Origin of the sequence: Pseudomonas anguilliseptica (assembly GCF_900105355.1) — a bacterium.
GTDB lineage: Bacteria > Pseudomonadota > Gammaproteobacteria > Pseudomonadales > Pseudomonadaceae > Aquipseudomonas > Aquipseudomonas anguilliseptica.
This window is the reverse complement of the sequence record NZ_FNSC01000001.1, coordinates 275,338-291,096: the sequence shown is the minus strand read 5'-3', so window position 1 is coordinate 291,096 and position 15,759 is coordinate 275,338. Positions and strand designations below refer to the sequence as shown.

The 15,759-nt window shown below is 59.5% G+C and carries 16 protein-coding genes and 1 pseudogene; 16 read left to right on the top strand and 1 reads right to left on the bottom strand.

The genetic code is table 11. From position 1 onward, the window contains the following. Positions 1–9: 9 nt before the first annotated feature. The 9 genes and pseudogenes from BLW24_RS01495 (at position 10) to BLW24_RS01455 (ending at position 11,997) form a co-directional block, all read left to right on the top strand. On the top strand, positions 10–2,331 hold the full coding sequence (locus BLW24_RS01495; protein ID WP_090375768.1) for a DUF6160 family protein: 2,322 nt from the start codon (positions 10–12) through the stop codon (positions 2,329–2,331). A 250-nt stretch (positions 2,332–2,581) separates the two neighbouring features. After that, positions 2,582–3,679, top strand: coding sequence for a carboxynorspermidine decarboxylase (locus tag BLW24_RS01490; protein WP_090375765.1), 1,098 nt, complete (start codon positions 2,582–2,584; stop codon positions 3,677–3,679). 135 nt (positions 3,680–3,814) lie between these two features. Further along, positions 3,815–5,059 carry a saccharopine dehydrogenase family protein gene (locus BLW24_RS01485; protein WP_090375763.1) on the top strand — a complete coding sequence of 415 codons (1,245 nt, stop codon included), beginning with the start codon at positions 3,815–3,817 and terminating at the stop codon, positions 5,057–5,059. Between the two features lie 353 nt (positions 5,060–5,412). Beyond that, positions 5,413–6,959 (top strand): annotated as a pseudogene (locus BLW24_RS01480) (2-isopropylmalate synthase). Next, positions 6,956–7,777: an energy transducer TonB gene (locus BLW24_RS01475; RefSeq protein WP_090375761.1), complete on the top strand. Its 822-nt coding sequence runs from the start codon at positions 6,956–6,958 to the stop codon at positions 7,775–7,777. Before BLW24_RS01480 ends, BLW24_RS01475 begins: the two are co-directional and overlap by 4 nt. A gap of 56 nt (positions 7,778–7,833) precedes the next feature. Beyond that, positions 7,834–8,286, top strand: coding sequence for a ribosomal protein S18-alanine N-acetyltransferase (gene rimI / locus BLW24_RS01470; RefSeq protein WP_090375758.1), 453 nt, complete (start codon positions 7,834–7,836; stop codon positions 8,284–8,286). Between the two features lie 141 nt (positions 8,287–8,427). After that, entirely contained in the window at positions 8,428–10,338 is a 1,911-nt protein-coding gene (locus tag BLW24_RS01465; RefSeq protein ID WP_090375756.1) for a bifunctional metallophosphatase/5'-nucleotidase, read from the top strand. Positions 10,339–10,440: 102 nt separating this feature from the next. Beyond that, positions 10,441–11,085, top strand: coding sequence for a carbonate dehydratase (gene can / locus BLW24_RS01460; protein WP_090375754.1), 645 nt, complete (start codon positions 10,441–10,443; stop codon positions 11,083–11,085). 3 nt (positions 11,086–11,088) lie between these two features. Continuing rightward, positions 11,089–11,997 (top strand): DMT family transporter, encoded by a 909-nt coding sequence (locus BLW24_RS01455; RefSeq protein WP_090375753.1) that lies wholly within the window; start codon positions 11,089–11,091, stop codon positions 11,995–11,997. Positions 11,998–12,217: 220 nt separating this feature from the next. On the opposite strand, the gene BLW24_RS01450 is transcribed toward BLW24_RS01455, so the two are convergent. Next, the gene (locus tag BLW24_RS01450) at positions 12,218–12,781 is read right to left on the bottom strand and encodes a hypothetical protein (protein WP_090375750.1); all 564 of its coding nucleotides are present in this window, start codon (positions 12,779–12,781) and stop codon (positions 12,218–12,220) included. A 465-nt stretch (positions 12,782–13,246) separates the two neighbouring features. On the opposite strand from BLW24_RS01450, the gene BLW24_RS26925 reads away from it, so the two are divergent. The 7 genes from BLW24_RS26925 (at position 13,247) to BLW24_RS01410 (ending at position 15,757) form a co-directional block, all read left to right on the top strand. Beyond that, entirely contained in the window at positions 13,247–13,528 is a 282-nt protein-coding gene (locus BLW24_RS26925) for a helix-turn-helix domain-containing protein (RefSeq protein ID WP_090375744.1), read from the top strand. 271 nt (positions 13,529–13,799) lie between these two features. After that, complete coding sequence (pflM, locus tag BLW24_RS01430) at positions 13,800–14,135, top strand: lysogeny maintenance protein PflM (RefSeq protein WP_090375738.1); 336 nt, start codon at positions 13,800–13,802, stop codon at positions 14,133–14,135. Positions 14,136–14,139: 4 nt separating this feature from the next. Next, positions 14,140–14,610, top strand: a complete 471-nt coding sequence (locus tag BLW24_RS25470; protein ID WP_139272621.1) for a hypothetical protein — start codon at positions 14,140–14,142, stop codon at positions 14,608–14,610. 152 nt (positions 14,611–14,762) lie between these two features. After that, the gene (locus tag BLW24_RS01425; protein ID WP_090375735.1) at positions 14,763–15,128 is read left to right on the top strand and encodes a hypothetical protein; all 366 of its coding nucleotides are present in this window, start codon (positions 14,763–14,765) and stop codon (positions 15,126–15,128) included. Between the two features lie 11 nt (positions 15,129–15,139). Then, complete coding sequence (locus tag BLW24_RS01420; protein ID WP_090375732.1) at positions 15,140–15,325, top strand: hypothetical protein; 186 nt, start codon at positions 15,140–15,142, stop codon at positions 15,323–15,325. Further along, a complete protein-coding gene (locus tag BLW24_RS01415) occupies positions 15,322–15,534 on the top strand; it encodes a hypothetical protein (RefSeq protein ID WP_090375729.1) in 213 nt (70 codons plus the stop codon). The genes BLW24_RS01420 and BLW24_RS01415 overlap by 4 nt, the downstream gene beginning before the upstream one ends. Before the next feature lie 13 nt (positions 15,535–15,547). Continuing rightward, positions 15,548–15,757, top strand: coding sequence for a major capsid protein (locus BLW24_RS01410; RefSeq protein WP_090375727.1), 210 nt, complete (start codon positions 15,548–15,550; stop codon positions 15,755–15,757). Positions 15,758–15,759 lie beyond the last annotated feature (2 nt).

Sequence of the window (15,759 nt, the reverse complement as noted above, 5' to 3'; positions counted from 1 at the left end):
AGCAGGGCCATGCACCGTCATTCGCTGTTGTTGCTCGCAGTTCTCAGTCCGCTGACTCAGGCCATGCAGGCGTTGGATGATCAGGCGTTGTCGTCCGTCAGCGGACGCGACGGTATCAGTCTGCAAACCACGGGCGCTGGCTGGTCTGCCGGCAGCATTGACTACAAACAGGATGGTCAGACCCTCAGCCTCAAGGGCGTCAGCGGTACGCCGCAAACGGCAGGCAACAGCTCGACCACCACACTGGATGTGGTGGGTAATCAGCTGCAGGTGCAGCACAGTGGCAGTGCGCAGGTGCTCAGCGTCGACAATATCGAGCTGGCTGGCAGCAGCAAAAGCTTTGGTGCTTTCCGTGCGTTCTTCACCCTGGGCGCCAGCCTCAAATTGAGCGGTGGCGGTGCCAGTGGTGTCAGTGGTTTTAGAGTGGATGACAGCCAGCTCTCCCTGAGCGCGGCCACCTTTTATTACCGTGACAATGGCTTTGACCTGATCGTCAAAGGCCTGTCGTTCGACACCTACCTGAACAATGCCTACCTGGACATCGTCAGCGGCGGTAGCGGCCAGGAGATCAAGCTGGACCTCGGCACCTCGCGTTTTGTCGGTTCTATTGCCGGTATCGGCCTGGATCTGGCCCATGGTGATCCAACCACCGGCGTGGCGGTGACCCCGGGCACTCCCGATCTGCGTGATGTCGATGCGCAGCGCAGCTTCGGCAAACTCAATATGGACCTGCGCCTGGGCGGTAGCATCAGCATCGCGGGTGGCGGTGCCAGCGGTGAGGGCTTGCGGATCAAGCCGAATATCACCATTGCCAACAGCCTGTTCCAGTACCAGGACGAGGGCATTCTGCGCGCCGAGAATTTTGCCGGCAGCCTGATCAGCAATTCCGGGCTGACCTTGGATTTGGAGCAGGACGGCGTGGGCAGTTATGCCAAAGTGGCCTTTCAGGACCTCAAGTTCAACGCCACCCTGGGCGGCCTGATTATGGGCAACCCGAGCAATCAGAAACTCGGTGGCCTGGCGGTGGATTTGAATTTTCTTGACCAGGGTGCTCGGCAGAATTGGCTGAAACTGCGTCCGGGCGGTGACCCCAACTCCGGGCAGAAAGGCATCAGCGCTGACCTCAGCTGGAATATGGTCGACAGCTCGTTGGCACTCACCGATAACGGCAACACCATGTGGTTCAGCGGCCTGCGGACCCACGTTACCGGTCAGTTTACCTTTGATCTGACCAAAAGCTGCGCCGCCGGCGTGAGCACGAGCTGCTATGCCGGCAGCAACAGCGATATAAACAGCGGCGGCTACAACGGTCATTTCGACGGTATGCGCCTGGGTTTCAAGAATGTCGTCGGTAGCTACAGCTTCGATGGTTTGCGCGTGGGTGGTGCCGACGCGCCTTTGCAGGGCGGCACCGAGTTGCTGGTGCTGATGGAAATTTTCCCGGCCTATGATTTCACCCTCAACGGCCAGGTCACTCTGCGCGCCGGCGGTGCCGTTGGTGATGGGCTGCGCTACAACGCCGACTTCTATATTACCGAGGCCAACGCGGCGATTACCGTGGATGAAAACGGTCGTGGCTTGTGGCTGTCGGGCAGCAGCTATGACATACATTACCGCGAAGGCTCGCTGGATATCAGCAACAACGGTGTGGAACTGCGTAAGGGCACGTACTGGTCCAAGCTGGATGTGAACGACGTGCGCTGGGGTGACCGGCAGACCGGCAGCAGCATTGGTCGCTTGATGCTTAAGCGTTATGAGCAGGGTTCGACCCTGGCCATCAGCTCGGGCGGTGCCGGTGCATTGTGCGTCGGCGGTAGCGGTGGCACGTCAGCGGCATGTGTGGCCAGTGGCGGGCGCTGGGAGGATCGCGGCGACGAGGGGATTTCGGTCAAGCTGAAAAACGTCTTTGTCCGTGATGGCTCCGGTAACCCGGCCAATAGCGTGTCGAACAATGAGAAACGTAACCAGATCATTATCGAAACCGGGCGGGTCAACGGGGTAAACGGCACTGGCAGCCAGTTGGTGGTGGACAACTTCCACACCTCCGATGGCAATCCGGCGAATCCTAACGCTAACGACTATGGCTTCAATGTGGACCTCAATCTGGACGTGGCACCGACCAAGGTGTGCAGCAAGACGGGCACCGGTTGTACGCCGGTTAGCCCCGACCCGCTGGGCTTTGCGGTCAACGGCCGAGTGCACTTCAAGGAAGTGAATATCGACCGGATTCAGCACGTCCATCCCGCCGGCGGTGCGGTGACCTCGATGTACGGGGTCAAGCTGCAGAACGCCGATATTCGCGCCAATCTGACTGCCACGCCGATCAACTGAGCCCCCGCATCAGCGCCGCGCAGGCGCTCTATGCCGTCATGCCCCTGTCATCCTTGTTGGTCATTCTGCTGGCGCACTGTGGCATGTGCTGGGGGCTTCCATTGCGCGCCCAATCGCCGCCAATGGTCGCTGAATCGAGGAAATATCCCCGTTGCCCTTTCGATATGTGCCGGTTGTCGGCACAATTCGCCTCCACTTTTTGGGGGGAGCCTGTTGGCTTCCCGTTAGCCGACCTTGCAGGGGCAGCGCCATGATCAAAACGCCATACTACCTGATCGACAAACAGAAGCTGCTGGGCAATCTGGAGAAGATCGCCTACGTACGCGAGCACTCCGGTGCCAAGGCACTGCTGGCGCTCAAGTGCTTCGCCACCTGGTCGGTGTTCGACCTGATGCAGCAGTATATGGACGGCACCACGTCCAGCTCGCTGTACGAGTTGAAGCTCGGTCGGCAGAAGTTCGCTGGTGAAACCCACGCCTACAGCGTGGCCTGGGCGGATGATGAAATCCCCGAGATGCTCGCCAACTGCGACAAGATCATCTTCAACTCCATCGGCCAGCTCGAGCGCTTCGCCGAGGCTTCCGAAGGCACCATCCGTGGCCTGCGCGTTAACCCGCAGGTGAGCAGCTCCGATTACCTGCTGGCCGACCCGGCCCGCCCGTTCAGCCGCCTCGGCGAGTGGGACCCGGAAAAGATAGCTGCGGTGATGGATAAGATCAGCGGCTTCATGTTCCACAACAACTGTGAAAACGGCAGTTTCGAGCTGTTCGACCAGATGCTGAGCACCATCGAGGAACGCTTCGGTCATCTGCTGGAACAGGTCGAGTGGGTCAGCCTGGGGGGCGGCATTCACTTCACCGGCGAAGGCTATCCGCTGGACCAGTTCTGCGCGCGGCTCAAGGCCTTTTCCGAGCGCTTCGGTGTGCAGGTCTACCTGGAACCGGGCGAAGCGGCGATCACCCTGAGTTCTTCCCTGGAGGTCACGGTGCTCGACACCCTCTATAACGGCAAGCACCTGGCCGTGGTCGACAGCTCAATCGAAGCACACATGCTCGACCTGCTGATCTACCGCCTTAACGCCAAGATGGAACCCTGCAGCGGTGAGTACACCTATATGGTGTGCGGTAAGTCCTGCCTGGCCGGTGATATCTTCGGCGAGTACCAGTTCGACAAGCCCCTGGCCATCGGCGATCGCCTGTCGTTTATCGATGCGGCCGGTTACACCATGGTCAAGAAGAACTGGTTCAACGGCCTGAAGATGCCGTCCATCGCGGTCAAGCAACTCGACGGCAGCGTCGAGGTGGTTCGCGAATTTGGCTTTGAGGATTACCTGTCCAGCCTGAGCTGATCCGTAGGGTGGATGGCGCTTTTCTCATCCACCAGCGTGATCGCCAAGTGGTGGATGGGTAAAGCGCCGTCCACCCTACCTGTTTGTATACCGCAACATCTGTCTCTTAAACGCAGTACCCAGGAGGTGAAACAATTGAAGAAGAATGTTCTGATCATTGGTGCAGGAGGTGTCGCCAAGGTGGTGGCCCACAAGTGCGCGCAGCACAACGACGAATTGGGTCGCATTGCTATCGCGTCGCGCAACATCTCCAAATGCCAGGCCATCATCGACAGCGTAAAGGCCAAAGGCAGCTTGAAGCAGCCGGCCGAAATCCAGGCTTATGCCCTCAATGCGCTGGATATTGAAGCAACCAAAGCTTTGATCCGCGAAACCGAATCGCAGATCGTGATCAACGTGGGTTCGGCCTTTCTCAATATGTCGGTGCTGCGCGCCTGCATCGATACCGGCGCCGCCTACCTTGACACCGCCATCCACGAAGAACCGGGCAAGATTTGCGAAACGCCGCCTTGGTACGGTAACTACGAGTGGAAGCACCTGGCCGAATGCCAGGACAAGGGCGTGACTGCCATCCTCGGCGTCGGTTTCGACCCAGGTGTAGTCAATGCCTACGCTGCACTGGCGCAACAGCAGTACTTCGACAGCATCGAGTCGATCGACATCCTCGACGTCAACGCCGGTTCCCATGGCAAGTACTTCGCCACCAATTTCGATCCGGAAATCAACTTCCGCGAATTCACCGGCCAAGTCTGGAGCTGGCAGAACAGCCAGTGGACCAGCAACACAATGTTTGAAGTCAAACGCACCGACGACCTGCCGGTGGTCGGCGAACAGAATCTGTACCTGACCGGGCATGACGAAGTGCATTCCCTGTCCAAACATCTGAACGTGCCCAATGTGCGCTTCTGGATGAGCTTCGGCGAGCACTACATCAACGTGTTTACCGTGCTGAAAAACCTCGGCCTGCTGTCCGAGCAACCGGTAACCACGGCAGAAGGTCTGCAAATTGTGCCGTTGAAAGTGGTCAAGGCCGTACTGCCGGCCCCCGCTTCGCTGGCGCCGGGCTACAGCGGCAAGACCTGCATCGGTGACCTGGTCAAAGGCACCAAGGACGGCAAGCCGACCGAGCTGTTTATCTACAACGTTGCCGACCACAAAGATGCGTATGTGGAAACCGACAGTCAGGGCATTTCCTACACCGCTGGCGTACCGCCGGTCGCGGCAGCCCTGCTGGTTGCGCGTGGCGACTGGGACGTGGCACGCATGGCCAACGTTGAACAGCTGCCGGCCGAGCCGTTCCTCAAGCTGCTGGACGTGATGGGCCTGCCGACGCGGATTAAGGATGCCAATGGCGACCGCCCGTGGGATCAGGCCCTCTGATTGGCTGTGCGTCGACCATGCGTCGTTGAACGTGCGCTCGGACGGTGGCTTGCCACCGAACGGTCTTTAGGCCGGCCCGAAGGGCGAGCGGAGCGAGTACTGCTCATTTACAGCAGTAAACCCCGCGTCCTCGCGCACTTTCGCATAGCCTGGGTCTAGCTCGCTCAATCAGCCTAACGCCCGCCATTTTGGTGGGCGTTTTGCTTTCTGGCCCGTGGGAGGGGCTTTAGCCGCGACGCGGCATCGATACGCGCCGCGCTTCCCGCCCGTGGCATTTCACGCGACAATCAGCCCTTATCGACACGCGCTCCAATGTTGGGTGCGTGCTCCGGCGACTCCGTGAGGACACCAGCATGAGCAGCAACGACCGCGTCATTATTTTCGATACCACCCTGCGTGACGGCGAGCAGAGCCCCGGCGCGTCGATGACCGGTGAGGAAAAGCTGCGCATCGCCAAGGCCCTGGAGCGTCTGCGGGTGGATGTGATCGAAGCCGGCTTCGCCATCCCAGCCCCGGTGACTTTGCCGCGGTCAAGGCGATTGCCGACAACATCAAGGACAGCACCGTGTGCAGCCTGTCGCGCGCCCTGGATGCGGACATCGACCGCGCCGCCGAAGCGCTCAAGGGTGCCAGCAGCGGGCGGATCCACACCTTTATCGCCACCAGCCCGATTCATATGCAATACAAGCTGCGCATGCAACCGGATCAGGTCGTCGAGCAGGCCGTGCATGCGATCAAGCGCGCGCGCAACCTGTGCAGCGATGTCGAGTTCTCCTGTGAGGATGCCGGACGTTCCGAGATCGATTTTCTTTGCCGCATCATCGAAGCGGCCATCGACGCCGGCGCACGCACCATCAATATTCCCGATACGGTTGGCTACGCCATTCCGCATCAGTACGCAGAGACCATTCGCCAGTTGCTCAACCGCGTGCCCAATGCCGATAAGGCAGTTTTCTCGGTGCATTGCCACAACGACCTGGGCCTGGCCGTGGCCAACTCCCTGGCGGCTGTGGTGGCGGGCGCCCGTCAGGTGGAGTGCACCATCAACGGCCTCGGTGAGCGCGCCGGTAACGCCGCGCTGGAAGAGATCGTGATTGCGATCAAGACCCGCGAAGACCTGCTCGGCGTGCATACGCGTATCGACACCCCGCACATCCTCAGCACCTCGCGCATGGTCTCGGGCATCACCGGTTTTCCGGTGCAGCCGAACAAGGCCATCGTCGGCGCCAACGCCTTTGCCCACGAGTCTGGTATTCACCAGGACGGCGTGCTCAAGCACCGCGAAACCTACGAGATCATGTCGGCGCAGTCGGTGGGCTGGAACACCAACAAGATGGTCATGGGCAAGCACTCCGGGCGTGCCGCGTTCCGCTCGCGGTTGGATGAGCTGGGCATTGTCCTGGCCGGTGAGGCTGAGCTGAATGCGGCCTTTGCCCGCTTCAAGGCACTGGCGGACAAGAAGCACGAGATTTTCGACGAAGACCTGCAGGCCCTAGTGTCCGACACCCTGGCCGAGGAAGCGCCCGAGCATTTCAAACTGATCACTCTGGATGTGGCGAGCAAGACTGGCGAAGTGCCGCAGGCCCAGGTGGTGGTCAGCGTTGCCGGGGCCGAGCACAGTGGCAATGCCCAGGGCTCGGGGCCGGTGGATGCCACCTTCAAGGCCATCGAGTCGATTGCCAGCTCCGAGGCCAATTTGCAGCTGTATTCGGTCAATGCCATCACCCAGGGCACCGACTCGCAGGGTGAGGTGACCGTGCGTCTGGAGAAGGGTGGGCGCATCGTTAACGGCAATGGTGCCGACACCGATATTCTGGTGGCGTCGGCCAAGGCCTATATCAATGCGCTGAACCTGATGCAAGCCGGTCTCAAGGCCCACCCACAGGCGGCTGACGTTTGATCGCAGAACTGCGCCGCCGTGCCTACCTGAGCGCCATGCAGGTGGCCAGTTGGCTGCCGCGCGTGGAGCTGCCATTTGCTGCACCCTCGCGGCTTGAATTGCTGCAACCGCTGGTTGAGTCCGAGCCTGAGACGGAGGTAGCCGCTGCCTTGCCGCAGGCGGTGGCTGAAGCAGCGCCGGTCTATGAGCCGCCGCTTGCTGAAACGCCCGTTGCTGCTCCTGTCTCTCGGCCCAAGATCGAAGTGCCGCGGCCAGCGCCTCAGGGGCGCATGGCCAAGGTTGAATCTGTTGCAGCTGACACCGAAGAGCAGGTGAAAGCCCAGCCAGCGTCCGTCGTCCCCCCGCGCTTTGCCTTGCAATTGCTGCGCGCCGGTGCCTGCGCGGTGCTGGTCGAACTGCCTACCGGCGAGCCTTTGCAAGGGCGCGACCCGGCATATCTGCTGCTCAAGGATCTGCTGCGCGCCGCCGGCCTGCCGGACAGCCCGCAACTGATCGGCGAGCCTGTGCGCTGGCCGCTGCTGGTGCGCGGGCAGATTGACCAGGGGCCGCAAGCGGCGCTGGAATATGTGCAGAGTTTTGTCGGCGCACGGCTGGAAGAGCAGGAGCCGTGCAGCTGCCTGTGGCTGGTGGGGCTACCGGCGATTCGCTTTGCCGGTGAGGCGGATGCCGAGGCCTATAACCGAGAACTGCAGGTCGAGGGCCTGGGCGCTGCCTGGGCGCTGCCTGGCCTGGAACTGCTGATGGATGAACCCGAGCGCAAGCGTGAGCTGTGGCAAGCCATGCGCCGCGTGCGTCAGCGCTGGTTGGCTGCCAATTGAAGACATCTTTCCCGGCCGTTTGGCAGAGGTTTCTACCGCTTGCCGAGTCAATCTGAATGAGTGATGCAATCAGCTTCCGCCCGATGACTGTGACGGATATCGACGCGGTGCTGAAAATTGAATACGCCGCGTTCAGCCATCCCTGGACGCGCGGCATCTTTACCGACAGCCTGAACTCCTACAACTGCTGGGTGATGTTCGAGGGCGAGCAGCAGGTCGGCCACGGCGTGATCCAGATCATCATGGACGAGGCGCACCTGCTCAATATCACCGTCAAGGCCGAAAGCCAGGGCCGCGGCCTCGGCCTGAAACTGCTCGAGCACCTGATGCAGCAAGCCCAGCAGCAGGGCGCTAATGAGTGCTTTCTGGAAGTGCGCGCGAGCAATCAGGTGGCTTACCGCCTGTACGAGCGCTACGGCTTTAACGAAGTCGGCAGGCGCCGCGATTACTACCCGGCCGTCGGCGGCCGTGAAGACGCTCTGGTGATGGTCTGCCCGCTGTTCGATTAGGTCTTTGCCCGGCAGCGTACTGACACGATTGGCTACCGCGTGCGGCGCTATTCGCCGCTGACCTGACGCAGGGCTTGTCGCATACTGGCGTGCGCTGCCTTAGCCGCAGCAGTGTTCGGCCCATTGCCCTAAGGATTTGTCATGCGCCTGTCTGCTTTGTTGCTCGCGGTGTTCTGCCTATTCACCGCCGCTCAGGCCCTCAGTGCCGAACGCAGCTTTACCATCCTGCACACCAACGACTGGCAATCACGCCTGCTCGGCTTTGGCCCGAACAACGAATATTCCCCGGCGACCACAGGCGATGACGACACGGTCGGCGGTGTCGCGCGCCTGGCGACCTTGCTTGAGCAACGCCGTACCGCTGCCGGCGAGCAGCCGGTGCTGCTGCTCGATGGTGGCGACTTCAGCATGGGCACACTGTTCCATACCGTGACCCGTGAAACCGGTGGCGAGCTGCGCCTGATGACCGAGCTGGGCTACGACGCCGCGACCCTGGGCAACCACGAATTCGATTTTCGCCCGGCCGGCCTGGCCGCGATGATCAGCGCGGCGCACCAGGTCAAGGGCGATGCGCTGATGCCATTGCTGTCGAGCAACCTGGGCTTCGATCCGGCGAGTAAGGAAGACGACAGCCTGCAGGCGCACTACGAGGCCGGGCGCATTGCGCCATATAAGTTGATCGATAAGGGTGGCATCCGCTTCGGCCTGTTCGGTTTGCTTGGCAACAACGCGGTGGCGGTCAGCCCGATGATCAAACCAGCGACCTTTGCCGATCCGGTAGTGACTGCCACAGCCATGGTCGCCAAGTTGCGCGAGGAGGGAGCCGAGGTGGTCATCCTGCTTTCGCACATGGGCGTGGTGCAGCAGGAGGACGGCAGCTGGCGCGGTGAAGAGGTGGAGCTGGTGGAACAGGTGCCGGGCATCGATATCGTCGTTGGTGGTCACTCGCATACGGCCTTGGCGCAGCCTGTACTGGTCAATGGGCGCACGCCCGTGATGCAGGCCGGCTCCGAAATTCAGCACCTGGGCGAGCTGCGCATGCGTTTACCAGCCGACGGCAAGCCGCAGGTTATCGATTACCAGCTGCACCCGATCAATGACCAGATTGCTGGCAGCGCTGCGGTGACTGCCCAGGTCGAGGACTTCAAACAGGTGGTCAGCGCGCAGATGCTGGCGCCCAAGGGATATGCCTTCGATCAGCCGCTGGCCAAGGTCGACAAGACCCTGAGCCGCGCCCATGACGATCCGATTCTCGGCAATCTGGTTACCGACGCGCTGCGCCACGCGACGGGCAGTGATGTGTCATTTACTGGCAACGGCACTATCCGCGACAACCTGATCATGGGTCGGTATGGCGTGCAGGCGGTGTCCGACCTGTTCCGCATCGCTCCGCTGGGCGTCGGTGAGCTGGATGATGCACCGGGTTATCCGCTGATCAAGGTGTATGTCAGCGGGCAGGAGTTGAAGAACCTGCTCGAGGTGCTGCTGCTGGCCTATCAGGTGCGTGAAAGCAAAAGCTATTACCCGCGCGTGTCCGGCCTGCGCTTCAGTTACAACCCCTGGCGCGTGCCGTTTGATCGGGTCAGCCGGGTTGAACTGGGCGACCCGATCAAGGGTTATACGCCGCTGGACCTGGCGGATCAGCGGCTCTACAGCATCGGCGCCACCAGCTATGTCGGCAGTTTCACCTGGCTGGTCAGCGACCTGACCAAGGGCCTGCTCAGCGTGCAGCCCAAGGATGCCGAGGGCCGGCCACTGGCGGCGATCAAGGATGCGATTATCGATGCTGATCCGCAGCAGCCTGGTGTGCAGGAATATAAAGAGTGGCAGGGCCTGCTCGACCATATTCGCGGTCTGCCCGATCTGGACGGCGACGGCCTGGCTGATATCCCGACCCAGGGCGCGGCCGCCGAGCAACGCATGCTGCGTGTGCCCAGTCTGCAGCCGGCCGAGCTGTACCGCTATGCCGGGCCGCTGCAATGGGGCGTGAGCCTGGTGCTATTGGCGGGCGTGCTGCTGATTTTCTGGTTGTTGCGGCGCCGCCGCGCCTGATCAAGTTCGCTGTCGCCCGTTTGCTGTGACGGCGACTAACCCTTGCTTGTCAAAAGCCCGTGGCGCTCCTATGGTGCGCATCGACGAATCCGGGAGTGAAGCATGAGCGATCTACAGCACCTCTTCGACAACAACGCGCGTTGGGCCGAAGCGATCAAGGAAGAAGATCCCGAGTTCTTCGCCAAGCTGGCCCAGCAGCAGGTGCCCGAGTACCTGTGGATCGGCTGCTCCGATGCGCGGGTGCCGGCCAACGAGATTGTCGGCCTGTTGCCGGGCGATCTGTTCGTCCATCGCAACGTCGCCAACGTGGTGCTGCACACCGACCTCAACTGCCTGTCGGTGATCCAGTACGCGGTCGATGTGCTCAAGGTCAAACATATCCTGGTCACCGGCCATTACGGCTGCGGCGGCGTGCGCGCATCCATGCAGGACACCCAGTTCGGCCTGATCGACGGCTGGCTGCGCAGCATTCGCGACCTCTACTACGAGCACCGCGAATACCTGGCGCAGTTGCCCAGCGAGGAAGAGCAGGTTGACCGCCTCTGCGAACTCAACGTGATTCAGCAAGTGGCGAACGTCAGCCACACCACCATCGTGCAGAACGCCTGGCATCGTGGCCAACCGCTGGCGGTGCATGGCTGTATCTACGGCATCAAGGATGGCCGCTGGAAGAACCTCAACGTCACTGTCAGCGGCATGGAGCAGCTGCCACCGCAATACCGCCTGCGCCCCCTCGGGCAGAGCTGAGGCATGCGATCCTCCGTGCGTATCGCGCTGGCCGGTTTGCTGCTGGCGACGCTGTGCTGGTCCGGCAATGCCCTGGTGGCACGGGCGTTTGCCGGCGAAATCCCGCCGTTTGCCCTGTCATTCTGGCGCTGGAGCCTGGCGCTAGTTCTGTTGCTGCCCTTCGTGGCCAAGCCGCTGTGGCAGCACCGCGCAGCATTGCGTGCGGCCGGCTGGCGTTTGCTGGTGCTCGCCGGCATCGGTATCGCGGGCTACAACAGCCTGCTCTACGCCGCCGCGCAAACCACCGCAGCGATCAATATCACCCTGGTCAACACCTGCCTGCCGTTGATGACCTTTATCGGCGCCGGCCTGCTGCTCGGCGAGTGGCCGCACCGGCGCGCCTGGTGGGGTATGGCTGTGGCCGCAGGCGGACTGCTGGTGCTGATCAGCAAAGGCAGCTGGGCCAGCCTCAGCGGTTTGGCGTTCAATCGGGGCGACCTGATCATGCTGCTGGCAGTGGCCGACTGGGCTCTCTACTCATTGCTGCTACGGCGCTGGTCGGCTCACCTGCCGCCGATTCCGCCACTGGCCCTGCTTGGCGTGCTGATGCTGCTGGGCGTACCGCTGATTCTGCCGTTCTACTTGTATGAACTGGCCCAGGGCGCACACTTCAGCGTGACGCCGCACAACCTGGCTGCCATCGGCTATACCGCCATCTTCGCCTCACTGCTCGCTTATCTGGCCTGGAACCATGCCATCCGCATACTCGGCGCTGCCAAGGCGGCACTTTCAAACTACTTGATGCCGGTATTTACCGCCGTATTGGGTTGGCTGCTGTTGGGGGAGGGCTTGCAGTCTTATCACTGGCTTGGCGCAACGCTGATCTTTACCGGCCTACTCCTTGGTACGTACGGCGCAGTTAAGATGCGTTAATGGGAGTGATCTGCCCGGAAAACAAAAAAGGGCTTACCTTTCGGTAAACCCTTGTTTTGTTTGGTGGCTACGCAGGGACTTGAACCCCGGACCCCAGCATTAAGAAAATTTTGCACTAGCCGTGGTTAAGCGTCATAGCCTTCTAAAACAAGGCTTTCAGCGGGCCTTTAGCTTCGCAAACCTTCGGCAAGGGTATAGCTGTGTAGGTTTTGGGACACCTTTAGTTTCTGCTGTTCAGCTCGACAGCAGCTTTGCAGTTCCTTCTCATTAGGCTGCCTTCGCCGCCTGGGCAATATCTGCTTTTTCTTTTTTCTGTCCCTACTACCACTATTTCTTTTGGCCTCGTTCTGTCCGTCTTTGCCTGCGTTTGTTCGGTTACGCCTTCGCCAAAATTCTGGGCATTTAAAATTGATATTGCAGCGTTTGCTTTTCTTTCTTGCTCTTCTTGCTCTTCTTGGATCTTCTGCGATTGAGCCTGCCTATTTTGCGCTTGGCGTGCTGCATCAAGTTTCGCTTGTTCTTCTACGATTTTTTCCCAGTCTTGGCTGCTTACTTTCGCTGGCTCTGGTTTGTAAATTTCTGCGATAGGTTGTGGTGTTTCTTTGGGTTTTGGCTTCTGGCTTGCCAAATTTTGCACCGTGTCTTGAAGCACCACGTTACTCAATATGTGTAGCGATCCTGCTGTGACGATTGTGCCTATTAGCCAGGGGATAACTGAGGCGATGCCTTTTCTTTGGCTTATTCTTTGAAAGTATTGGGGCGCATCGTCTCGGTCAGCTTTCATTTAATTATCCCTTTTCCTTGCGAACCATCGCTGGGCCACGACTTCCGTTATCTGCTGCCCGTTTTTGGTTCTTCCAATTTTATGTCTGCTTCGGTGTAGCTTGGGCTTATCTGGCCTTTCCCTGGATCAACCTTCCCACGAATGATGTAAAGCTCGTATTGCGGGTATGCGTCCAGCAGTGCTGATAGGTCTTCTACCCTCGTCTTTGTTCTCACGTCAGTCGCAACTGTCTGCCATCTTCGACGGTCGTCGATAGAAGTGCTTTTGGCCAAGGTCGATGGCCCTATATGCCTAACTACCTCTCTAAGCCTGTCTTCCATATTCCAAATCTGTCTATTAAGTGACGAATATTTCAACACGACGAATATTACGTCATGTATAGTGCTTGCAAATGACGAATATTTCGTCATTTCGAAACACCCTTAATTGACAGTTTATGAGCTTTTGGCACGCAGGGGGAAGGGAATGACAACGCAGCATTTGGAGCAACCGCCGTTCGATGTGAGTTTTGACCTCGATGGCAAGCGTGTCGTGTATCTGGACTGTCGCAATGCTTTGTTTTGCAGCCTGGATATTTTCGCCGCCATGGTTGGCGTCACCCAGGACACTGTTAAATCTTGGGTGCAGGCTGGCACCGTCCCTAGCGTCAAGATTGGCCGTCCTCGCCTCGTCAATCTAGCTGCCATTCGTTCTGATCTTGCCAAAGGCAAAACCATCTTTGCTCAGGGGGATTACAGCGATGAGTAAGGCTTTCGGATTCCTTGCGCCTAAGCACCTTAAGGGGCTGTGTATCGCCTTGTTTTGGATTTGCGCTTATCTGGCGATGGTTAGCCTCTTTATTCACATGTTCACTCTCGTTTGGTTTCAGGTTGAGGCTGATCCTTTCCCTGCATTTCTAGCCTTTATCCCCGCGTCCGCTTTCGCTGTGTTTGTAGGCGTTCGCACGTTTTCGGCGTTCTGGCTCGGTGTTCGTAAATGATTTCCATCATTCGCAGTCTGCCAGGCGAGGGTATGACCTATGACGCCATCCAGATACAGCAACCTGCAGCACGCCGAGAACTGCGACTGCTCTGTCTGCTGGTCAAAGATCGAGATGGCCAAGCCCGATCCTTGCCCGTCCACACCCTGCGACCAATGCCGCCCCGCGTTTGCCCGACCCGTACGCACACTCAAAATGCGCCTCGTCGCTGGTGCCTGGACGCCCTTGCTGTCCCAGTGGGAAATAACACCGGCCTTTACCTGCGCGAAACACACGCCAAGCGACCGCCCGCCCAAGTATTGGAGCGTTGTGGCCAACATCGGCAAGCCGGTGCCTTTCGTCCCGCTGCACGAACCTTTCGAGCTGACGGGGTGAGCGCATGAAAGCCTCCTTCTGCGTTGGCCGCTATCTGGTGGCCCTGCTCTGGCACTGGTCGCTGCCATTCGCGCTCGGTGGTGTGTTTGCCTCCGTGCTGGCTCTCCAGGGCATGCAAGAAGGTGTTGAGCTGCTCGATGACGCCTTAGACGCGTCTATCCGGCGTGTCGCTGAATCATGCTCTGCCGCCAATCTAGAACCAACCACCTCATTGATCACCCGCTTTTCCGCATCCGTTGAATCACGTCAGGTTTATTCGGTGGTTGGTCCCGTAGGTAAAGCACGTCAGGTCGTGGGGGATAGCCCTTTAGGGCGCAAGGGCGAGCCCTTGGCCGTTGTCCGGGACGAATGTCACGGCGACGGGGCTTCTAGCTGTGGATTAGGTGAAATTCATGCGGTTGGGGTAGCCCGGAACGGGCGAGGGGGAACCCCTACCAAGCGTTGCACGAATGTGCAAAAGCGAAGGTGCATTTAACGGTGTATCAGGCTGCAAAGTAACAACTAAAAGCCCCAGTAAATCGAGAAAACCACTCTTGGGTAAAAAACGAAAGTTTGCCCGTGTGGACTCGCTCGGCCTGCTGAACGGCAAAACCGCGCAATTAAGCGCAACTAAGCGAGGTAATACAAATGGCACGCACAACTTTTGAACTGGCAATTGTAAGTGTTGAACAGACTAAGTTTGACGATGTTCACCTTGTAAAACTCTTTTTTGCAGATGAGCCAGATGGCGAGCGTGATGCTATTTCTTCGCTCCTCGGTATGCAGGCTCATGACACTGTTCGCGATGAGGTTTGGAATGTTTGCAAAGGTCTGAGCCTTGGTGACCTTGTGCGTGTCGATGCAGAGATTGATCGGGGCGCCAAAAACATGGGCAAATTTATCGTGCTTCATGTTGAGCCAATCGAAGCCAAGCCAGCCCCCCGTGCAGCCTCCCCTCAAGCCCAAGGCCAGCAGCAAGCAAAACCCGCTGCCGCCGATCCGGCTAAAGGCTGAGGGCCAGGGCCGTGCTGATCGGTGATCGCGTCGTCTGTGATGAATGCCTGTGTGTGATGGGCCAACTCCACCACATGCCTGCCGCACAAAGCGACCTGCTCAGCGATTTCCGCACGGCCCCCGATTACGCCGTCTGCCCGGATTGCCGCGAACCCTTTGTTTTGGTGTTTCCGCTGCATGAAGAGGCAGGCCAATGAATTTCATCGCCTGTGATGGGGCTTGGTCGGCGGGTGCATCAGGAGAACTCCTGTGTACCGGCACCTTGGTTTCCGTTCCGGGCGAGGAAATGCAGAACCCGTCCGGCTCTGCACTCACTTGGGATCAGGTCAGCGAACTGCAGGGCGAAGCCATCATTTTGTTCGCCACTGTCTTTGGCTTTCTGATCCTGAAAAAAGCCCTGAAATAGAGAGGTAACACCCATGAAACGCAACCTGCAAAACCTGAAACGCTCCCTCGGCGTCGTCGCCGCTGTTGGCGTGCTGAGTATTCAACAGGCCTATGCCGCAGTACCGGCCGAAGCCACCGCCGCGCTCGATACCGCGGGCACTGACGTGGGCGCCATCGGTTGGGCGGTGTTCGCCGTGCTGATCGCAGCCATGGCCTTCAAGTACATGCGCCGCGCCCTGTAACC